The following is a 20821-nucleotide window of genomic DNA, read 5'->3' as shown; positions in this document are numbered from 1 at the left end:
AACCATGGGAGTTCAGGCCGCAACGCCGAAAGAACCACGGCATCTGCGCACCGCCGCCGACGAAACATCGGTGGCCTTCGACGCGCTGGACCGGCAGATCCTCGAGCTGCTCCAGACCGACGGCCGGATCAAGCTCAGCGAGCTGGGCCGACGGGTCCGGCTCAGCCCGGCGGCGGTCACCGAGCGGGTGCGGCGACTGGAGACGGCGGGCGTGATCAGCGGCTACGCGGCCCGGGTCGTACCGGCCCGGCTCGGCTACGGCATCCAGGCGTTCATCCGGGTCGACCCGCACGGCGGCTACAACCTGAAGCACCCCAGAACCCTGGAGCTGATCGAGCGGCCCGAGATCATCGAGGTGCACCACGTGGTCGGGGAGGACTGCTGGATCCTCAAGGTCGCCGTCCGGGACACCGTCCACCTGGAGGAGGTGCTGGAGGCGGTCTCCGCGCTGGGCCGCACCACGACGTCGATCGTGCTGACCTCCCCGGTGGAGCGGAAACCGCTGTTGCCTTGACGTCGGCGTCAAGGACTACGTTCGACGGCATGCGAATCGGCGAGCTGGCCGCACGGGCCGGGACCACGACGCGGACGCTCCGGTACTACGAGTCGCGGGGGCTGCTGCCCGCGCGGCGTGAGGGCAACGGTTACCGGACGTACGACGAGTGCGACCTGAAGCTGCTGGAGCAGATCAGGACGTTGCAGGACTTCGGGTTCGACCTGGAGGAGACGCGTCCCTTCGTGGAGTGTCTGCGGGCCGGGCACCCCGAGGGCGACACATGTCCGGCGTCGCTCGCGGTCTACCGGCGCAAGCTGGACGAACTCGATTCCCTGATCGGTCAGCTGACGAGCGTGCGGGAGACGGTCGCCCGGCAGCTGGCGCGGGCCGAGCTGGCCGCCGAGGCGGAGGTTCCGGGGGGTCCGGAGCCTGGTTGCGAGCTGGGGAGGCACACGTGGTGATCGACGTGACGGACGCGGACTTCGAGGCGGAGGTGATCGGCGCGGACCTGCCGGTGCTGGTGGAGTTCACCGCCGACTGGTGCCCGCCCTGCAAGCAGATGGGGCCGGTGCTGAAGGCCCTCGCCTCCGAGGAGGGCGACCGGCTGAAGGTGGTGCAGCTCGACGTGGACTCCAACCCGGAGACCACGAACGCCTACAAGGTGCTGTCGATGCCGACGTTCATGGTGTTCCGCGGCGGTGAGCCGGTAAAGGCGATGGTGGGGGCGCGGGCCAAGCGGCGGCTGCTGGAGGAGCTCGTCGACGTGCTGTAGCCGCCGACCCTGACAACGGCCCGGAAACGAGGAAATCCCCCGAGCAATTGCGCCCGGGGGATTTCCTTGCGTATATTTGTCTGTTCGTGACTTCAAGTCGATTGAAGTCACAGTTAAGTTCAGTGAGCACAGTATATCCGGGCGGGAGCGGAATTGTCAAACACCGAATTTCCGGACGATGAATTGCGGCACGAGCAGGAATTCATCGACGGGTTGTACGCGCGCGTGGACGCGCTGCGCGGCGACACCGAGACCTCCGTCACTGACGCGCTCGCGCAGGGCAACACGCCCATGCAGGCCAGACTGGAGCGGGACATCCTCGTCGCCGAGCGATCCGGGCTGCTCGCCGCGCTGAACGCGGTGGACGGCTCCCTGTGCTTCGGCCGGATCGACCTCACCTCGGGCGTGACCCACCACATCGGACGCATCGGCCTGCGCAGGGACGACGCCGAGCGCACACCGGTCCTGATCGACTGGCGCGCCGACGTCGCCCGCCCCTTCTACCTGGCCACCGGCCACACCCCGATGGGGCTGAGGCGCCGGCGGCACATCGCCACCGACGGCCGGCGGGTCACCCACCTGCACGACGAGATCCTCGACCTCGGCGACGAGACCCGTACCGGCCACGAGGACCCGACGGGCGACGCCGTGCTGCTCGCCGCGCTCAACTCCGCGCGCACCGGCCGCATGAGCGACATCGTCCAGACCATCCAGGCCGACCAGGACCGCATCATCCGCGCCCCGCACCGCGGCGTGCTCGTGGTGGAGGGCGGCCCGGGCACCGGCAAGACGGCCGTCGCCCTGCACCGTGCCGCGTACCTGCTGTACGAGCACCGGGAACTGCTCGCCAAGCGGGCGGTGCTGATCGTCGGGCCCAACCCCGCGTTCCTCGGCTACATCGGCGAGGTGCTGCCCTCCCTCGGCGAGACCGGTGTGCTCCTCGCGACCGTCGGCGAGCTGTTCCCCGGGGTGAAGGCGACCGCCACCGACACGCCCGAGGCCGCCGCCGTGAAGGGCCGCGCCGAGATGGCCGACGTCCTCGCCGAGGTCGTCCGCAGCCGGCAGGCGCTGCCCGACCCGGTGATCGCCATCGAGCACGAACGCGAAGTGCTCATGCTGGACGACGGCCTCGTCGGCGTCGCCCGTGAACGCACCCGCGCCGCGAAGCTGCCGCACAACGCGGCCCGCGAGCACTTCGAGGGGCACATCCTCAACACCCTCACCGAGCTGTACGCCGAGCGGATCGGCACCGACCCCTTCGACGGGTCCAGCCTGCTCGACCCCAGCGACATCACCCAGATCCGCGACGACCTCGCCGAGAACCCCGAGGTCTGGGCAGCCATCGACCAGCTGTGGCCGCTGCTGACCCCGCAGGGGCTCGTCGCCGACTTCCTCGCCGCGCCCGAGGAGTTCCTGTCCGCCGAGGACGCCGGGGCCGTACGCCGCCCGGTGACCCGGCGCTGGACCGTCGCGGACGTGCCGCTGCTCGACGAGGCCGCCGAACTCCTCGGCGAGGACGACCGGCTGGCCCGGGAGCGCGCGCAGCGCGAGCGGGAGCGGCAGATCGCCTACGCGCAGGGCGTGCTGGACGTGTCGTACGCGTCCCGGACGTACGAGTTCGAGGACAAGGAGGAGGACGACCCCGAGTCCTCCGAGGTGCTGTCCGCGCACGACATCATCGACGCCGAGCGGTTCGCCGAGCGGCACGAGGAGGACGACCACCGCAGTGCCGCCGAGCGCGCCGCGGCCGACCGCACCTGGGCGTTCGGGCACATCATCGTGGACGAGGCGCAGGAGCTGTCGCCGATGGCGTGGCGGCTGCTGATGCGGCGCAGTCCGACCCGCTCGATGACCCTCGTCGGCGACCCCGCACAGACCGCGGAGGCGGCCGGTGTCGGCTCCTGGGCGGGCATCCTCGCCCCGTACGTCGAGGACCGCTGGGAGCACACCCGGCTGGGCGTCAACTACCGCACCCCGGCCGAGATCATGGACGCGGCCGCGGCAGTGGTCCGCGCCGAGCACCCGGGGTTCGAGCCGCCGAGCTCGGTCCGCTCCACGGGCGTACGCCCCTGGGCACGCGCCACCGACGACCTCCCGGGCGCCGTCGCCAAGGCGGTCGAGGAGCTCACCCCGGCCGAGGGACGGCTCGCGGTGATCGCGCCGCGCGACCTCCACCGCGGCCTCGCGGCACGGCTGGACGGCGTGACGGCGGGCGCCGAACCCGACCTCACACAGACGGTCGTCCTCCTCGACCCGCGCCAGGCCAAGGGCCTGGAGTTCGACTCCGTCCTCGTGGTCGAGCCCGGCCGCTACGGCACCAGCGACCTGTACGTCGCCCTGACCCGGGCCACCCAGCGGCTCGGGGTGCTGCACACCGGGGAGCTGCCGGAGGCTCTGGCCGAGCACTTCGTGTAGGAGAGGTAACAGTTCGTGTCGTAGTCACTGCCTGTGCACGGCCGGTGCGGTAAGCGTTGCCGTATGGAAGCCCAGCCCTTCGCGGCCGCGCCGGCCGACAGCCCGGCGCTCGGATCCCTGCCCGTCGAGCCGCTGCTCACCTCGGAGTTCGACGCCGACCCCGGCGCGGTCTACCGGCGACTGCGCCGTCAGCACGGGCCCGTGGCACCGGTCGGGCTGATGGGTGTGCCCGTGTGGCTGGTGCTCGACTACCGCGAGGTCCTCGACGTCCTGCGCAACGAGTGCCAGTGGCGGCGCGACATCCGCTACTGGCGGGCCCGCGCGCAGGGCGAACTGCCGTCCGAATGGCCGCTGCTGGCCGGGTACGAAGTGCGGCAGACGATGTTCATGGACGACGAGGAGCACCGCGCCGCCCGCCAGACCCTGCACTCGGCGCTGCGCCCCTTCCAGGAGGCGCGCGGCCCGCAGGGCTGGGAGCTGCGGGCGGCCGTCTCCCGCTACGCGGACGACCTCGTCGCGCTGCTGGCCGCCGAGTCCGGCACGGCCGGCTTCGCCGACCTGGGCGCCCAGTACACCCGGCCGCTGCTGCTCATGGTCACCACCAGGCTCTTCGGCTGCCCGGTGGAGCTGGGCGACGAACTGGTCATGGACCTGTGGCGGATGCTCGACGGCGGCCGGGGCGCCGAGCCCGCCACCGCCCGCGCCCTGGCGGCCTTCACCCGGCTCGCCGCCCACCGCCGGGCCCGTCCCGGGGACGACCTCACCTCGTACATGCTGCTGGCCGACCCGCACCTGTCCGACGAACAGCTCGGCCGGGAGCTGTTCATGAACGCGGTCTATCTCAACGACATCACCGGCAACATGGTCCTCAACACGCTGCTGGAGGTCATCCGGGGCAACGCCACCGTCCGCCGCAGCCTGTCGGCGGGGCAGCTGGGCGAGGCGGTCGACCGGGCCGCCCTCGCCAACCCGCCGGTGGCCAACATGTGCTTCCGCTTCGCCGCGCGGGACGTCCCGCTGGGCCACTACTGGATCCGGGCCGGGGACGCCGTCTCACCGTCCGCCGCTGCCGCCCACCGGGACCTGCTGGCGATCGGCACCTCCCACCTCGTCGACCCGGCCCTCAGGACCCGCTCCCACCTGGGCTGGGGCGCCGGTCAGCACCAGTGCCCCGCCGCCGCGCGCGAACTCGCCGGCGTGCTCGTGACCCACGCGGTGGGCCGGATCCTCGACCACTTCGCCACCGTGGAACTCGCCCTGCCGCACGACCAGTTGCCGTGGCGGACGGGCCCGGTGGTCCGGGGCCTGCGGCTGCTGCCGGTGCGGTACGAGTTGAGCCGGCCCGCACGGCAGCACCGGGCCGGCGTGTTCCAGGAACCGGACCGCCAGGGCACGGGCCTGCTGGCCGGGCTCAGGAGGTTGATGTTCCGAAGCCAGGGCTGAACGCCGAAGCCACTCCTCCCGTCACAGCGGCGTCACAGGCGCCCGTGCTCAACCCCGGTCGCCCGCCGGTGGATTCGGGGGCGGCTCGGGCAGCCAGTCGCGTGCCGGGTCGTACTCCAGCCATCGGCTCCGCACCGCTTGAGCGGCGAAGGCGGTGGTGAGGCCGCTCAGCCCCGGGTGCCCGCTGCCGGTGCGCCACAGCAGCGACCAGGCGTACAGCGGCGTGGGATCGACCAGCGGAACGGACCGCAGCCCGGGCACGTCCGGCAGGGGCACGTCGGCGGGCAGCAGTGAGAAGCGTCGTGGGTTCTGCGCCACCTCGGTGAGGAAGTGGGCGAGGCCCAGGTTGATGGTCATGGCCGTGGTGGGGATGCCGAAACGCTCGGCGAACTGGTGGAGGAAGTCGAGGCGGTCCAGCGCGCCGGGGGCCAAGAGCACGCTGCCGCTCAACCGGCCGGGTCGCAGGGCCGGCTCGGAGGCGAGCGGATGGTCCGCGCTGAGTACGGCGTCCACCGGTTCGAGGCGGACCAGGCGGTGCGCCAGCCCGGAGTCCAGTGGAGGGTGGACCCGGCCGAAGGCCGCGTCGATGTCGCCGTGCAGCAGTGCCGCCGACACCGACGGCAGATCGCGCCCGTGCCCCAGCACCAGATCCCCGGCCTGCCCGGCGACCCGGGCAAGCGTCCGCATCGGCGCGTAGAGGTGCCCCCAGACATCCACGCGCAGGGGACGGTCCGTGCCGGCCGCCGCCGCGACCGCGGCATCGGCTGCGGCCAGGGCCTGCCGGGCCGGCGGGAGGAAACGCCGTCCGGCCTCGGTGAGGGCCACGGCCTTGCCGCTGCGCCGGAACAACTCGGTGCCGAGCAGGGATTCCAGCCGCGCGATCCTCTTGGACAGCGCCTGCTGGGAGATGGCGAGCGTCCCGGCCGCCCGCCCGAAGTGCAGTTCCTCGGCGGCGCGGACAAAGCCACGTACCTGCGCCATGTCGAGATCCATGGCCCCTCACCTTAGGTGACAACCGAAAGTTGTCGTTCTCGCCTGTCCGTTGTTGGATCACCGGGGTGCCACGGGGGTTGCATGCCCGGCATGCGAAGACTGATTCCCACGGGAGAGGCGGCGCGTCCGGTCGCCTTCGCCGAGGTCCCACCGCCGGTCCCGGAGCCGCATGAGGCACTGGTCAAGGTCGAGGCGTTCGCACCGAACCGGGGCGAGACGTTCCTGCTGGAACACCCTCGCCCGGGGCTGCTGCCCGGAAAGGACATCGCGGGGCTCGTCGTGCAGGCGGCGGCCGACGGCTCGGGCCCCGCCGCAGGCACCCGCGTCGCCGGGCACCCGGCACAGGGCGGCTGGGCCGCATACGCGGCCGTGCCCACGCATTCCCTCGCCGTACTCCCCGACAGCGTCGACAGCGTCCGGGCAGCAGCCCTGCCCCTCGCCGGCATCACCGCTCTGCGCCTGCTGCGTACGGCCGGTTCCCTGGCCGGCAGGCGGGTGCTGCTGACCGGTGCCTCGGGCGGGGTCGGCCACTACGTCACCGAACTGGCCGTCGGCGCCGGAGCCGAACTGACCGCGGTGACGGCCACGCCGGTGCGCGGAGAGCGGCTCGCGGAGCTCGGTGCCCGGGTGGTCCACGAGGTGGCGGCGGCCGAAGGGCCGTTCGACGTCGTACTCGAGTCCACTGGCGGACCGGACCTGCCCAGGGCGCTGGCGAAAGCGCGCCCGGGCGGCACGCTCGTCTGGTTCGGCCAGGCGAGCCGCACTCCGGTGACCCTCGACTTCTTCCAGCTCCTCGGCGGGCCCGAGCGCGTCACCCTCCAGCACTTCCATTACGCCGGTGCCCCCTACGGCCCCGACCTCGCGGCCTTGGTGCGCCTTGTCGAACAGGAGCGGCTGCACCCGGAGATCGGCCGGGTCGCCGACTGGACGCGTACCGCCGACACACTGATCGATCTGCGCGAGCGCCGCATACGCGGCAAGGCCGTGCTGCTGACGGAAGGAACCCCGTGAACGTCCCCGAGTTCGCCGCCGCCCAGTGGACACGCGCCACCGGCGCGGGCGTCGATCCTGATGAGTACCGCCGCGTCACCGCCGGCCTCTCCTCCGTCACCGACTGGGGACCGGCCCTCTCCCGCGCCGGGCACGCCTGCCTACGGCGTGCGGAGACGGCCGGCTCGTCCGTCTCGGCGGGTGAACACCTCCTGATGGCGGCCCGGTGGTTCCACCTCTCCACGCTCGCGCCGTACGCGGAGGCGGACCGTGCCGCAGCCGACGCGGACCATGCCCTGAGCCGGGCGTTGACCCTGCTGGAACCCGAGGCGCGGCGGGTGAGTGGTGAGGGCTTCACCGGCTGGCTGCGCGGCGGCCCCTCCGACGCCGGCACCGTGATCGTCGTCCCCGGCCTGGACTCGGCCAAGGAGGAGTTCCTCGGCCTGGTGTCCGCGCTGCTGGCCAGGGGGCTGGCGGTGTTCGCGATGGACGGCCCCGGGCAGGGTGTGCTCGCGGCCACGACCACCCTCACGCACCACTACGAGAGGGTCGTCGGCCGGGTCGTCGACGCGCTCGGCGTGGCGCGCGTCGGGCTCGTCGGCCTCAGTCTGGGCGGCTACTACGCGGCCCGGACCGCGGCGCTGGAACCCCGCGTGGCGGCCGTCGCCACCGTCAGCGGCCCCTTCCGCCTGGACTGGGACGAACTCCCGCCGCCGGTACGGGACATCATGACCCGACGGGCCGGCGGAGCCGGCGCCGCCCGCGACTTCGCCCGCCACGTGGACCTCGCCGACCTCGCACCGCGCATCGCCGCGCCCCTGCTCGTCGTGGACGGTGGCCAGGACGTCATCCCCGGCGTCACGAACGGCGAGCCACTGGCCCGCCTGGCACCGCACGGCACCCACCTGTCCGTCCCCCATGGCGACCACCTGCTCGGCAACGCACGGAGCGACTGGCTGTCCCCCCTCACCGACCACATCGCGCACACACTGACCTGGAGCGACCGCAGCAGCCGCCCCACGCCGTCCTCCTAGGCCGGCCGCAGCCACACCGTCGACAGCGGCGGCAGGGTCAGCCGGATGCTCGCCGGACGGCCGTGCCAGGGCTGGGCCTCCGGCTTGACCGGGTCGGGGTTGGTGACGTCGCTGCCGCCGTAGGCGGCGGCGTCGGTGTTGACGGCCTCGTGCCAGGCGGGGACGTCCTCGGGCACGCCCAGGCGGTAGTCGGGGCGGACGACCGGCGCGAAGTTGGACACCGACAGCAGCGGGTTGCCCTCCGGGTCGAGCCTCAGGAACGCCAGGACGTTGTCGTCGGCGGCGTCCCCGACCACCCACTCGAAACCGGCCGGGTCCGTGTCGAGCCGCCACAGCGCGGGCGTCGCGCGGTAGACGGTGTTGAGGTCGCGGACCAGGTCACGCACGCCCCGGTGCTCGGCCTCGGCCCCGTAGCCCGGATCGAGGAGCCACCAGTCCGGGCCGTGCGCCTCGGACCACTCGGCGCCCTGGGCGAACTCCTGCCCCATGAACAGCAGTTGCTTGCCGGGGTGGGCCCACATGAAGCCCAGGTACGCCCGGTGGCCCGCGCGCTGCTGCCACCAGTCGCCGGGCATCTTCGACACCAGGGAGCGCTTGCCGTGCACGACCTCGTCGTGGGAGATCGGCAGGACGTAGTTCTCGCTGTACGCGTACACCATCGAGAACGTCATCTCGTGGTGGTGGTACTTGCGGTGCACCGGCTCGTGGCTCATGTACTGGAGCGAGTCGTGCATCCAGCCCATGTTCCACTTCAGCCCGAACCCGAGCCCACCGAAGCCGCTCGGGCCCTTGTGGTGGGTGGCCCGGGTGACCCCGTCCCAGGCGGTCGACTCCTCGGCGACCGTGACCACGCCGGGCACCCTGCGGTAGAGCGTCGCGTTCATCTCCTGCAGGAACGCCACCGCGTCCAGGTTCTCCCGGCCGCCGTGCTCGTTGGGCGTCCACTGGCCCGGCTCACGCGAGTAGTCGAGGTAGAGCATCGACGCCACCGCGTCCACGCGCAGCCCGTCGATGTGGAACTCCTCGCACCAGTACAGGGCGTTCGCGACGAGGAAGTTGCGCACCTCGTTGCGCCCGTAGTCGAACTCCAGCGTGCCCCAGTCGGGGTGCGCGGCCCGCAGCGGATCCGCGTGCTCGTACAGGGGCCGGCCGTCGAACTCGGCCAGTGCCCAGTCGTCGCGCGGGAAGTGCGCGGGCACCCAGTCCATCAGCACGCCGACGCCGGCCCGGTGCAGCGAGTCGACCAGGTACCGGAAGTCGTCGGGCGTGCCCAGCCGGGCCGTCGGCGCGTAGAAGCCGGTGACCTGGTAGCCCCAGGAGCCGCCGAACGGATGCTCGGCGACCGGCATCAGCTCCACGTGCGTGAAGCCCAGGTTCTTCACATACCCCGGGAGCTGCTCGGCCAGTTGACGGTACGTCAGTCCCGGTCGCCAGGACGGCAGATGCACCTCGTACACAGAGAACGGCGCCTCGTGCGCCGGTGCCTCCGCACGCCGGGCCAGCCACTCGGCGTCGCCCCACTCGTACCGCGAGGACGTGATGACCGACGAGGTCGCGGGCGGCACCTCCGTGCGGCGGGCCAGCGGGTCGGCGCGCATCGTCTTCGAACCGTCGGAACGGGTGATCTCGAACTTGTACAGCTCGCCCTCGCCGATGTCCGGCAGGAACAGCTCCCACACGCCCGACGCGCCCAGCGACCGCATGACGTGGCCGGTGCCGTCCCAGAAGTTGAAGGTGCCGGCCACGCGCACGCCGAGCGCGTTCGGCGCCCACACCGAGAACCGGGTGCCGGTCACGCCCTGGTGGGTCATCGGGTGCGCGCCCAGCGCCGTCCACAGTTCCTCGTGCCGGCCCTCGCCGATCAGGTGCAGGTCGAGGTCGCCCAGCGTGGGCAGGAAACGGTAGGCGTCCTCGGTGTCCAGGACCGTCCCCTCGTACTCCACGAGTAGCCGGTACTCCGGGACCTCCCGCAGCGGCAGCAACCCGGAGAAGAACCCCTCCCCGTCGTCCTGCAGCTCCGCCCGCACCTCACCGGCGACGACGGTCACCGACAGGGCGTACGGCCGGAACGCCCGGAACGCGATCCCGCCGGGCACGGGGTGTGCGCCGAGCACGGAGTGCGGGTCGTGATGCGTGCCGCTGAGCAGCCGGTCCCGGTCCGGCGTGCCGAGGGCGGGCGAGACGGCGATCTCCATCTCCGGCGGGACGGTCTGAGCCGGGGCGGCGCTGGCCTTCCCCGCGGTGGCTGTCCCTGCGGTGGCCTTCTTGGCTGTGGCCTTCTTCGCGGGTGCCTTCTTGGCGGGAGGCTTGGCGGCGGTGGCCTTGCTGGCGGTCGCCTTGGTGGCCGCCGCCTTCGCCGTCGTGGCCTTCTTCGCGACCGCCTTCTTGGCTGTCGCCTTCTTGGCTACCGCCTTCGTGGCCGTCGCCTTGGTGGCTGTGGCCTTCGCCGTCGTGGCCTTCGTCGCGGTCGTCTTCTTGGCGGCAGTCTTCTTCGCGGTCGTCTTCTCGGCCGTGGCCTTCGTCGCGGTCGCCTTCTCAGGAGCCGCCTTCTTCGCGACGGCCTTTTTCCCGACGGCCTTCTTCGCGGTCGTCTTCGCCGGGGCCGCCTTCTTGGCCGTGGACTTCGCCGCGGGTGACTGCGTTGCGGCCGTCTTCTTGGCGGCGGCCTTCTTCGCGGGGGCCGTCGCCTTCTTGGCCACTGCCTGTTTCGGCACGGCCGTCTTCTTCGCGGCACTCTTCTTCTGGGCGGCCGTGGGCTGCTCGGGGATCTTCTCCCCGGCCGTCCCCTTGGGACGGGAACCGCTGGACTCAGGGCGGGGGGTCACGGGCGGAGCCTCCAGGGCGCAGGTGGGTCAGTCAGGTCAGGTGGCCGGACGAGGCGAGGCGGTCTATGGCGGCCAGGGGCACCGGCAGCCAGTCGGGGCGGTGCCGGGCCTCGTACACCACCTCGTAGATCGCCTTGTCCGTCTCGTAGGCGCGCAGCAGCACCGGGTCGGTGCGCGGATCGAGGCCGGAGGCCTCCGCGTACCCGGAGCAGTAGGCGGACCGGCAGGTCTCGGCCCAGTCCGGCTGGGGCGGATCGGCCGAGCGTGCCGCGTAGTCGAAGGACCGCAGCATGCCTGCGACGTCCCGCACCGCCGGCTGCGGCATGCGCCGCTCGGCCAGCGGCCGGGCCGGCTCACCCTCGAAGTCGATCAGCCACCACTCGCCGGCCGGCGAGCGCAGGCACTGCCCGAGGTGCAGATCGCCGTGCACACGCTGCGCGGTCCAGGTGCGGCCCTCGGCGGCCAGATCGCCCAGCGCCGCGAACGCCGACCGCAGCCCGTCGGCGTACGGCCGCAGCGCGGGCACAGCCTGGACGGCCGCCTCCAGCCGCTCGATCATGCCGTCCACCATGAGCTGGAGCTGCATGTGACCGAGCGTGGCCGTCGGCAGCGCCCGGGCCAGCGCGGTGTGCACCTCGGCGGTGGCCCGCCCCAGCGCCCGCGCCTCGGCGCCGAAGTCCTCGCCCTTGGCCAGCTCGCGCAGCGCCAGCTCCCAGCCGTCGGAGGCGCCCTGCACGAACGGCTGGAGCACGCCCAGCACATACGGCTGGCCGGCCAGGTCGGCCGGACCTCCCGAGATCACCGGGTCCGCCGTGGGATCGACGTCCGCGACCATCCAGGCCGTCGGCGCGGGCACCCGGGGGCAGCCCTCGCGCGCCAGCGCCAGCGGCAGCTCCAGGTCCGGGTTGACCCCGGGCACTATCCGGCGCAACAGCTTCAGGATGAACGTATCTCCGTAGACGATCGACGAGTTGGACTGTTCCGCGGTCACCAGGCGCGGCACCAGACCGGGCCGGATGTCCTGGGCAAGGTCCCGCTCGAAGCGGAGCCCGCCGATCCGGGCCTGGGTGCGCAGCGCCTCCAGGAGCAGCTCGGCGGGCCTGGCGTCGTGCAGGGCGTCGTAGACCGTCCGTCCGGCCAGCGGCCCCGTCGACAGGTGTCCGATCAGCGCGGGCGCCAGCCGAGGCGGCAACGCCTCGCGCACGCCTATCAGCAGTTGGTAGCAGTCGCCGGGATGGCCGGGCGCGCCATGGGACGGCACGAGCGGCTGATGGGCGCGGACGAGCAGGTGGTACAGGCCGAGCTTGCCTGTGGCCGGGAGCAGCTCGGTGGCGTCGACCAGCGTGAATCCGGTGACCGGACGTCCTTTGCCCGCGAACCAGCGCTGCCGCGGCAGCCACTCCCGCAGCAGCGGATCGAGGGAGGCAAGGAGGCCGGGCGGGGTGGTGACGGTGCGTGTGACGGCTTCCGACATGGCGTCGCGTCCTTTCACCCATGATTGGTGCGCCTCCGGGGCCTTCAGCAGGTGCCGGCGGCGCCCCTCCGGCTCACGCGGGTGGGCGGGGTGTTACTGATGCGTGCCCCGGGCGGGGCGGGAGAAACGCCCCGCCACGGGGGTTTGCGTCCCGCCCCGTAATTCAGGCCGAGTCAGGCCGTCTCAGGCCGTCTCAGGCCTCACAGGGCGTCCCGGCGGAGCCGGAACCAGTAGAAACCGTGGCCCCCGAGGGTCAGCAGATACGGCAGCTCGCCGATCGCCGGGAAACGGACCCCGCCGAACAGCTCCACCGGGTGCCGCCCCTCGAAGGCGCTCAGATCCAGCTCCGTGGGCTGCGCGAAACGCGAGAAGTTGTTCACGCACAGCACCAGGTCGTCCTCGTACTCCCGTAGGAAGGCCAGCACCGCCGGGTTCGTCGACGGCAGCTCGGTGTACGAGCCGAGGCCGAAGGCAGGGTTCTGCTTGCGGATCTCGATCATGCGGCGGGTCCAGTGCAGCAGGGACGACGGCGAGGCCATGGACGCCTCGACGTTCGTGACCTGGTAGCCGTAGACCGGGTCCATGATCGTGGGGAGGAACAGCCGTCCCGGATCGGACGAGGAGAACCCGGCGTTGCGGTCCGGGGTCCACTGCATCGGCGTGCGCACCGCGTCCCGGTCGCCGAGCCAGATGTTGTCGCCCATGCCGATCTCGTCGCCGTAGTACAGGATCGGCGAGCCCGGCAGCGACAGCAGCAGGGCGGTGAACAGCTCGATCTGGTTGCGGTCGTTGTCCAGCAGCGGGGCGAGGCGCCTGCGGATGCCGATGTTGGCGCGCATCCGTGGGTCCTTGGCGTACTCGGCCCACATGTAGTCGCGCTCTTCGTCGGTGACCATTTCGAGCGTCAGCTCGTCGTGGTTGCGCAGGAAGATGCCCCACTGGCAGCCCGAGGGGATGGCCGGGGTCTTGGCCAGGATCTCGGAGACCGGATAGCGGGATTCCCGTCGTACGGCCATGAAGATGCGCGGCATGACGGGGAAGTGGAAGGCCATGTGGCACTCGTCGCCGCCGCTCGGATAGTCGCCGAAGTAGTCGACGACGTCCTCGGGCCACTGGTTGGCCTCGGCGAGCAGCACGGTGTCCGGGTACTGCGCGTCGATCTCCTTGCGCACCCGCTTCAGGAAGTCGTGCGTCGCCGGGAGGTTCTCGCAGTTCGTGCCCTCCTCCTGGTACAGGTACGGCACCGCGTCCAGCCGGAATCCGTCGATGCCCAGGTCCAGCCAGAACTTCAGCGCGGAGATCATCTCCTCCTGCACGGCCGGGTTCTCGTAGTTGAGGTCCGGCTGGTGGGAGAAGAACCGGTGCCAGTAGTACTGCTTGCGGACCGGGTCGAAGGTCCAGTTGGAGGCCTCGGTGTCGACGAAGATGATCCGGGCGCCCGGATACTGCTTGTCGTCGTCGGCCCACACGTAGTAGTCGCCGTAGGGCCCGTCGGGGTCCTTCCTCGACTCCTGGAACCAGGGGTGCTGGTCGCTGGTGTGGTTCATGACGAAGTCGATGATCACGCGCATGCCGCGTTGGTGGGCGGCGTCGACGAACTCCACGAAGTCGGCCAGGTCACCGAACTCCGGCAGCACGGCGGTGTAGTCGGAGACGTCGTAGCCGCCGTCGCGCAGGGGCGACTTGAAGAACGGGGGCAGCCACAGGCAGTCGACGCCGAGCCACTGGAGGTAGTCGAGTTTGGCGGTCAGGCCCTTCAGGTCACCGACGCCGTCACCGTTGCTGTCCTGGAACGAGCGGACGAGCACCTCGTAGAAGACGGCGCGCTTGAACCACTCCGGGTCCCGGTCCCTGGCGGGAGTGTCCTCGAAGGTGTCCGGCACGGGTTCGTTGACGATCATGTTGTGGGTGACCCTCCGATCTGCGGGGTGGACGGTCGCAGAACCGAGAAGACATGCGCGGGCCTATGGCCCGGTTCGAGGCGCACATAGTTGGCCCTGCCCCAGTGATAGGTCTCGCCGGTGAGCTCGTCGCGCACCGGCACCGACTCGTGCCAGTCCAGGCCGAGTTGCGGCATGTCCAACGAGACCGTGGCCTCCTGGGTGTGGTGCGGGTCGAGGTTGGCGACCACCAGAACCGTGTTCGAACCCTGCCGTTTCGAATAGGCGATCACCGCTTCCTGGTCCGCGTGGTGGAAGTGGAGGTCGCGCAGCTGCTGGAGGGCCGGGTTCTCCCGCCGGATGGTGTTGAGCCTGGTCAGCAGCGGGGTGATGGTGCGTCCCTCGCGCTCGGCAGCCGCCCAGTCGCGGTGCCTGAGCTGGTACTTCTCCGAGTCGAGGTACTCCTCGCCGCCCTCCCTGAGCGGGGTGTTCTCGCACAGCTCGTAGCCGGAGTAGATGCCCCAGGTCGGCGACAGCGTGGCGGCGAGGACGGCCCGGACCTCGAAGGCGGGGCGGCCGCCGTGCTGGAGGTAGGCGTGCAGGATGTCGGGAGTGTTGGCGAAGAAGTTCGGCCGCATGTAGGAGGCGGCCTCCCCCGACAGCTCCGTGAGGTATTCGGTCAGCTCCTCTTTGGAGTTGCGCCAGGTGAAGTACGTGTAGGACTGCTGGAAGCCGATCTGGGCGAGGGTGTGCATCATCGCCGGGCGGGTGAACGCCTCGGCCAGGAAGATCACGTCGGGGTCGGTGCGGTTGATGTCCGCGATGACCCGCTCCCAGAAGACGACCGGCTTGGTGTGCGGATTGTCCACCCGGAAGATCCGCACGCCGCAGTCCATCCAGTGCCGCAGCACCCGGCAGGTCTCGGCGATCAGGCCGTCCAGGTCGGCGTCGAAGGCGATGGGGTAGATGTCCTGGTACTTCTTGGGCGGGTTCTCCGCGTAGGCGATGGTGCCGTCCGGGCGGTGGTGGAACCACTCGGGGTGTTTGTGCACCCAGGGGTGGTCCGGGGAGCACTGCAACGCGAAGTCCAGCGCGATCTCCAGCCCCAGGTCGCGGGCCCGGTCCACGAACCAGGTGAAGTCCTCCAGGGTGCCCAGGGCGGGGTGCACGGCGTCGTGGCCGCCCTCGGGCGAGCCGATCGCCCAGGGCACGCCGACGTCGTCGGGGCCGGGGGAGAGGGTGTTGTTCCTCCCCTTGCGGAAGGTCGTGCCGATCGGGTGGATCGGGGGCAGGTAGACCACGTCGAAGCCCATCGCCGCGATCGCCGGCAACCGGCGGGCGGCGGTGCGGAAGGTGCCGTGCGGCTGCTGCCGGGTGCCCTCCGAGCGCGGGAAGAACTCGTACCAGGAGCCGTACAGCGCCCGCTCCCGCTCGACGAGCAGGGGCAGCGGCTCGGAGGTGGTGAGCAGGTCCCGCAGCGGATGCCGGGCCAGGACCTCGTCCACCTCCGGCGTCAGCGCCGCCGCCAGCCGCGCCGCAGCCGGGCGGTTCTCGTCCCGCAGGGATTCGACGGCCGCGAGAATCACGGCCCGTCGGCCCCCTTCCTCGGGCACACCGGCGGCCGCCCTCTCGTGCAGGCGCGCACCCTCCTCCAGGACGACGTCCGTGTCCATGCCCGCCGGGATCTTGATCTGCGCGTGATGGCGCCAGGTGCTGACGGGGTCGCCCCACGCCTCCACGGTGAACGTCCACAGACCGGGCTCTCCGGCGGCGACCTCGGCGCCCCACCGGTCCGTCCCGGGGGCCAGCTCACGCATCGGCGTCCACGGGCCGGGGCGGCCCTCGGGGTCCCTCAGGACGACATTGGCGGCGACCGCGTCGTGCCCCTCCCGGAACACGGTCGCCGAGATCTCGAAGGTCTCGCCGGTCACGGCCTTGGCCGGCCGGCGTCCGCGCTGGACGACCGGGCGGACATCGAGAACGGGTATGCGCCCGACGGCGGTCGCGTCGCCCACGAGGGGTGGCTGCGGGACCGGCGGACCGGCATCGGCCGGGCGCGCGGGGCGTGCTTCGCCGCCGGGCGCGCGCGCCCCGGTGGTGCGGCGGTTGGGGGGTGCTGGCGAATGGTGCTTGGCGGGCATGACCGCTCCTGTCCGCGTCAACGTGGGTGGGCGGATGTCTGTGGGGAGGTGGGTCCTGCATGGTGCTCCTGAGAGGGGTACCCGGAGGAGCCTTCCCACCCTATTCGGGTGGGCAATCCGGCACTTTGTTAACTACTCACGCGTATGTCGACACACAAGACCGGCCTCGTCCGCGGCGGACGAGGCCGGCCCCTTCGCGTGGCTGCTCCTTCGCCCTAGGCGTGCGGCACCCGCAGTAACCTGTCCGGCGAACCGGGACCCCGGCCGGAGATCTTCCCGGTCGCCGCTCCCGTGGTCAGGGCCCTTCCGACCTGGGCCGGAGCCGCCCTCGGGTGGTCGGCCAGATACAGCGCGGCCGCGCCCGCGGCGTGCGGTGCCGCCATCGAGGTACCCGAGAACGTGGCCCGTGCGGTGTCGTTCGCGGCGGACGCCGCGGTGATGTGCACGCCCGGCGCGAAGAGATCGAGGGCCGGGCCGTGGTTGGAGAAGGCCGGTTTCGCATCCCTCCGGTCGGTCGCGCCGACCGTGATCGCCTGCTTGACGCTCCCGGGGGAGTACAGGCCGGCCGGCCTGCCGTCGTTGCCCGCGGCGACCGTGTAGGTGACGCCGGCGGCGATGGAGGCGCGGACGGCGGCGTCCAGCCGGTCGTTGCGCGGGCCGCCCAGGCTGAGGTTGGCGACGGCGGGCTTCTTCGCGTGCCGGGTCACCCAGTCGATCCCGGCGATCACCCGGGCCGTGGTACCACCGCCCGCGGCGTCGAGGACGCGTACCGAGACGACGCGGGCCCGCTTGGCGACACCGTGGGTCTTCCCGGAGACCGTGCCGGCGACGTGCGTGCCGTGGCCGTTGGCGTCCGACGCGACCTTGTCGTTCCCGACGAAGTCCCAGCCGTGGCCCGCCCGGCCGCCGAAGTCCTGGTGCGTGGTCCTGACGCCGGTGTCGATCACGTACACGGTCACTCCGGCGCCCGCCGACGCGGGCCAGGTGTAGCTCCGGTCCAGCGGCAGACTCGGCTGGTCGACGCGGTCCAGCCCCCAGGAGGGCGGCTCGGGCCGTGTGCGGTCCAGCCGCACGCGGGTGTCCTGGACGACCGAGGCGACCCGGGGGTCGGCGGCGAGCCGCCCGGCCCGTCTCGCGTCGGTCCTGATCGCGTAGCCGTTCAGGACGGTGCCGTAGGTGTGGCTGATGTTCACCCCGTACTTCTCGGCGAGGGCCCTCCCGGCCGCCGACGGAGCCCGTGTGCCCTCCTTCAGTGTCACCAGGTAACTTCCGTCCACGGAGCCGGGTTGTCCGGCGCCGAGTATCCGCCCCTCCGGTACGGCGTGCGCGGGCAGGGTGATGGCCGAAAACGCCGCGGCACAGATCGCCGCCGCCAGGCCCCCCGTCCAGCGCAGACGCCGTGTGCGCGTCCGTGCCATGGTCCGAGTTCCCCTCCTCGACTCGGCGTACGGCTGCCGCGCAGCACCGCGTGCGGCAGGCGCGGGCCGGTACGCCAGGGGCAGCCTCTCGTGGCGTGTGAAGCGCCACAAGGACGCCTACGGGGGCGGAATCGGCCATATCCGTGGAGGGGGCGGTTCCGGCCGATCGAGGGTCGAGGGGCGGAGCTTCAGCGGCGGCGGCACCGACGCCGGTACTGTCGTAGGTGACGTCGATGAAGCCCTGTGTCAGAACCCTGCGTCATCCTGCGAACGCGCCGAGGTGGAACCAGTGAAGGCGATCCGTCGATTCACCGTCCGACCCGTTCTCCCCGAACCCCTCCGGCCGCTCAGTGGTCTGGCCCGCAATCTGCGCTGGTCGTGGCATGTGGAGACCCGTGACCTGTTCGAGTCCGTCGACCCCGAGCGCTGGGCCGCCTCGGGCGGCGACCCGGTCCGGCTGCTGGGCAGCGTGCCGCCCGCGCGGCTCGCGGACCTGGCCGGAGACCGCCGCTTCCTGCGCCGCCTCGCCGCGGTCGCGGGCGATCTGAACGACTACATGACCGGCGAGCGCTGGTACCAGGCCCAGCCCGACGAACTCCCCGCCGCGATCGCCTACTTCTCACCCGAGTTCGGCATCACGGCCGCCCTGCCGCAGTACTCCGGCGGCCTCGGCATCCTGGCAGGCGACCACCTGAAGGCGGCCAGCGACCTCGGCGTCCCGCTGATCGGCGTCGGTCTGCTCTACCGGCACGGCTACTTCCGCCAGACCCTGTCCCGGGACGGCTGGCAGCAGGAGCACTACCCCGTCCTCGACCCCAACGAGCTGCCCGTGGCCCTCCTGGAGGAGGCCGACGGCTCCCCCGCCCAGGTCGCCCTCGCCCTGCCCGGTGGCAAGCAGCTGCACGCCCGGATCTGGCTGGCGCAGGTCGGCCGGGTCCCGCTGCTGATGCTGGACTCGGACGTCGAGGAGAACGACCTCGGCGAGCGCGGCGTGACCGACCGCCTCTACGGCGGCGGCAGCGAGCACCGGCTGCTCCAGGAGATGCTGCTCGGCATAGGAGGGGTCCGGGCGGTGCGCACGTACTGCCGGCTGACCAGGCACCCCGAGCCGGAGGTGTTCCACACGAACGAGGGACACGCCGGGTTCCTCGGCCTGGAGCGGATCGCCGAGCTCTGCGCCGAGGGCCTGGACTTCGACTCGGCGCTGGAGGCGGTCCGCGCCGGGACCGTCTTCACCACGCACACCCCCGTCCCGGCCGGCATCGACCGCTTCGACCGCGAGCTGGTCGCCCGCCACTTCGGCCCCGACGCCGAGCTGCCCCGCATCGACGTCGAGCGCGTCCTCAGGCTCGGCATGGAGACCTACCCCGGCGGGGAGCCCAACCTGTTCAACATGGCCGTGATGGGCCTGCGCCTCGCCCAGCGCGCCAACGGCGTCTCCCTGCTGCACGGCAACGTCAGCCGCGAGATGTTCTCCGGCCTGTGGCCCGGATTCGACCCCGACGAGGTGCCGATCACGTCCGTGACCAACGGGGTGCACGCGCCGACCTGGGTCGCCCCGGAGGTGTTCCGGCTCGGCGCCCGGCAGATCGGCGTCCACCGCGCCGAGGACGCGCTGACCGTCGGCGGCCCGGACCGCTGGGACGCGGTGGCGGACATCTCCGACCAGGACATCTGGGAGCTGCGGCGGGGGCTGCGCGAGCAGCTCGTGACGGAGGTGCGGGAGCGGCTGCGGGCATCCTGGCGGCAGCGCGGGGCCGGCACGGCCGAGCTGGGGTGGATCGACGGCGTGCTCGACCCGGACGTCCTCACCATCGGCTTCGCCCGGCGCGTCCCGTCGTACAAGCGCCTGACGCTGATGCTGCGCGACCGCGACCGGCTGATGGAGCTGCTGCTGCATCCCGAGCGGCCGATCCAGATCGTCGTGGCGGGCAAGGCGCATCCCGCGGACGACGGCGGGAAGCGGCTGGTGCAGGAGCTGGTGCGGTTCGCGGACGATCCGCGGGTACGGCACCGGATCGTGTTCCTGCCGGACTACGGCATGGGCATGGCGCAGAAGCTGTACCCGGGGTGCGACATCTGGCTGAACAACCCTCTGCGCCCGCTGGAGGCCTGCGGCACGTCCGGGATGAAGGCGGCGCTCAACGGCTGTCTGAATCTGTCCGTCCTGGACGGCTGGTGGGACGAGTGGTTCCAGTCCGACTTCGGCTGGGCCATCCCCACGGCCGACGGTGTGGGGACCGATCCGGACCACCGCGACGACATAGAGGCCGCGGCGCTGTACGACCTGCTGGAGCAGCGGGTGACGCCGCGCTTCTACGAGCGCGGCGGGCAGAGCGGGCTGCCCGACCGCTGGATCGAGATGGTCCGCCAGACCTTGAGCCTGCTCGGGCCCAAGGTGCTGGCCGGGCGCATGGTCCGCGAGTACGTCGAGCGGCTCTACACGCCGGCGGCGCTCGCCCACCGGTCCATGGATCCGGACGCGGCGCGGGAGCTCGCCGAGTGGAAGGGCCGGGTGCGGGCGGCGTGGCCGGGGGTCACCGTCGACCATGTGGAGACGTCTGCGTCGGCGGCGCTGGCGGAGCTCGGTACGACGCTGGGGTTGCGGGTGCGGGTGGGGCTCGGTGCGCTCGGGCCTGATGACGTCGAGGTTCAGGTGGTTGCGGGGCGGGTGGACGAGGAGGATCGCATTGCCGACGCGTCGGCTGTGCCGCTGAAGCCGGTGGGGTCTCCCGACCAGGACGGGCGCTGGGTGTATGAGGGGCCCTTGTCTCTGGATCGCACCGGGCCTTTTGGGTATACGGTGCGGATCCTTCCCGCGCATCGGCTTTTGGCCTCTGGTGCGGAGCTGGGTCTGGTGGCCGGGCCCTCTGAGGAACTGGTGGAGGCTGCGGGGTTGTTGATGCGGTGAGCTGCCGTCTGGGGGTGCGCGGGGGCTGG

14 protein-coding genes are annotated in these 20821 nt (G+C 71.8%); 8 read left to right on the top strand and 6 right to left on the bottom strand.

Annotated elements, in window-relative coordinates:
- The first annotated feature begins 4 nt into the window (after positions 1-4).
- From ACZ6TU_RS23560 to ACZ6TU_RS23540, 5 genes are all read left to right on the top strand, one after another.
- Complete coding sequence (locus ACZ6TU_RS23560) at positions 5-514, top strand: Lrp/AsnC family transcriptional regulator (RefSeq protein ID WP_467681161.1); 510 nt, start codon at positions 5-7, stop codon at positions 512-514.
- A gap of 29 nt (positions 515-543) precedes the next feature.
- On the top strand, positions 544-957 hold the full coding sequence (locus ACZ6TU_RS23555) for a MerR family transcriptional regulator (protein WP_466099069.1): 414 nt from the start codon (positions 544-546) through the stop codon (positions 955-957).
- Positions 954-1268 (top strand): thioredoxin family protein, encoded by a 315-nt coding sequence (locus tag ACZ6TU_RS23550; RefSeq protein WP_467681349.1) that lies wholly within the window; start codon positions 954-956, stop codon positions 1266-1268. Before ACZ6TU_RS23555 ends, ACZ6TU_RS23550 begins: the two co-directional genes overlap by 4 nt.
- Before the next feature lie 183 nt (positions 1269-1451).
- A complete protein-coding gene (locus tag ACZ6TU_RS23545) occupies positions 1452-3683 on the top strand; it encodes a HelD family protein (RefSeq protein ID WP_467681347.1) in 2232 nt (743 codons plus the stop codon).
- Between the two features lie 63 nt (positions 3684-3746).
- Positions 3747-5126, top strand: coding sequence for a cytochrome P450 family protein (locus ACZ6TU_RS23540; RefSeq protein WP_467681159.1), 1380 nt, complete (start codon positions 3747-3749; stop codon positions 5124-5126).
- Between the two features lie 48 nt (positions 5127-5174).
- Here the strand turns inward: ACZ6TU_RS23540 and ACZ6TU_RS23535 are convergent, their stop codons facing one another.
- Entirely contained in the window at positions 5175-6119 is a 945-nt protein-coding gene (locus ACZ6TU_RS23535; protein WP_467681157.1) for a LysR family transcriptional regulator, read from the bottom strand.
- A gap of 90 nt (positions 6120-6209) precedes the next feature.
- Here ACZ6TU_RS23535 and ACZ6TU_RS23530 point away from each other — a divergent pair, with 90 nt between their 5' ends.
- Together ACZ6TU_RS23530 and ACZ6TU_RS23525 are read left to right on the top strand one after the other, a co-directional pair.
- Complete coding sequence (locus tag ACZ6TU_RS23530) at positions 6210-7130, top strand: zinc-binding dehydrogenase (protein WP_467681155.1); 921 nt, start codon at positions 6210-6212, stop codon at positions 7128-7130.
- A complete protein-coding gene (locus ACZ6TU_RS23525; RefSeq protein ID WP_467681153.1) occupies positions 7127-8143 on the top strand; it encodes an alpha/beta fold hydrolase in 1017 nt (338 codons plus the stop codon). The genes ACZ6TU_RS23530 and ACZ6TU_RS23525 overlap by 4 nt, the downstream gene beginning before the upstream one ends.
- Here ACZ6TU_RS23525 and glgB read toward each other — a convergent pair.
- From glgB to ACZ6TU_RS23500, 5 genes are all read right to left on the bottom strand, one after another.
- Positions 8140-10968 (bottom strand): 1,4-alpha-glucan branching enzyme, encoded by a 2829-nt coding sequence (gene glgB / locus ACZ6TU_RS23520; RefSeq protein WP_469550784.1) that lies wholly within the window; start codon positions 10966-10968, stop codon positions 8140-8142. The two genes, ACZ6TU_RS23525 and glgB, sit on opposite strands and share 4 nt — an antisense overlap.
- Positions 10969-10999: 31 nt before the next feature.
- On the bottom strand, positions 11000-12442 hold the full coding sequence (locus ACZ6TU_RS23515) for a maltokinase N-terminal cap-like domain-containing protein (RefSeq protein ID WP_467681149.1): 1443 nt from the start codon (positions 12440-12442) through the stop codon (positions 11000-11002).
- Between the two features lie 200 nt (positions 12443-12642).
- Positions 12643-14343, bottom strand: coding sequence for a maltose alpha-D-glucosyltransferase (gene treS / locus ACZ6TU_RS23510; RefSeq protein ID WP_469550781.1), 1701 nt, complete (start codon positions 14341-14343; stop codon positions 12643-12645).
- Positions 14340-16463 carry an alpha-1,4-glucan--maltose-1-phosphate maltosyltransferase gene (locus ACZ6TU_RS23505; RefSeq protein WP_469550778.1) on the bottom strand — a complete coding sequence of 708 codons (2124 nt, stop codon included), beginning with the start codon at positions 16461-16463 and terminating at the stop codon, positions 14340-14342. Before ACZ6TU_RS23505 ends, treS begins: the two co-directional genes overlap by 4 nt.
- A 215-nt stretch (positions 16464-16678) precedes the next feature.
- Positions 16679-17881: a S8 family peptidase gene (locus ACZ6TU_RS23500; protein ID WP_469550775.1), complete on the bottom strand. Its 1203-nt coding sequence runs from the start codon at positions 17879-17881 to the stop codon at positions 16679-16681.
- A gap of 289 nt (positions 17882-18170) precedes the next feature.
- Between ACZ6TU_RS23500 and ACZ6TU_RS23495 the strand changes: the two genes are divergently transcribed.
- A complete protein-coding gene (locus ACZ6TU_RS23495; RefSeq protein ID WP_469550772.1) occupies positions 18171-20792 on the top strand; it encodes a glycosyltransferase family 1 protein in 2622 nt (873 codons plus the stop codon).
- Positions 20793-20821 lie beyond the last annotated feature (29 nt).

The sequence above is a fragment of the Streptomyces sp. NPDC052064 genome (assembly GCF_055585925.1).
Note: the sequence above shows the minus strand (reverse complement) of the source record. Positions and strands in the feature narration are given on the sequence as shown.

Excerpts from the sequence above, each read along its gene's own strand:
- ACZ6TU_RS23560 (WP_467681161.1), top strand. The coding sequence starts at position 5 with ATGGGAGTTCAGGCCGCAACGCCGAAAGAACCACGGCATCTGCGCACC.
- ACZ6TU_RS23555 (WP_466099069.1), top strand. The coding sequence starts at position 544 with ATGCGAATCGGCGAGCTGGCCGCACGGGCCGGGACCACGACGCGGACG.
- ACZ6TU_RS23540 (WP_467681159.1), top strand. The coding sequence starts at position 3,747 with ATGGAAGCCCAGCCCTTCGCGGCCGCGCCGGCCGACAGCCCGGCGCTC.
- ACZ6TU_RS23535 (WP_467681157.1), bottom strand. The coding sequence starts at position 6,119 with ATGGATCTCGACATGGCGCAGGTACGTGGCTTTGTCCGCGCCGCCGAG.
- ACZ6TU_RS23530 (WP_467681155.1), top strand. The coding sequence starts at position 6,210 with ATGCGAAGACTGATTCCCACGGGAGAGGCGGCGCGTCCGGTCGCCTTC.
- ACZ6TU_RS23515 (WP_467681149.1), bottom strand. The coding sequence starts at position 12,442 with ATGTCGGAAGCCGTCACACGCACCGTCACCACCCCGCCCGGCCTCCTT.
- treS (WP_469550781.1), bottom strand. The coding sequence starts at position 14,343 with ATGATCGTCAACGAACCCGTGCCGGACACCTTCGAGGACACTCCCGCC.
- ACZ6TU_RS23505 (WP_469550778.1), bottom strand. The coding sequence starts at position 16,463 with ATGCCCGCCAAGCACCATTCGCCAGCACCCCCCAACCGCCGCACCACC.
- ACZ6TU_RS23500 (WP_469550775.1), bottom strand. The coding sequence starts at position 17,881 with ATGGCACGGACGCGCACACGGCGTCTGCGCTGGACGGGGGGCCTGGCG.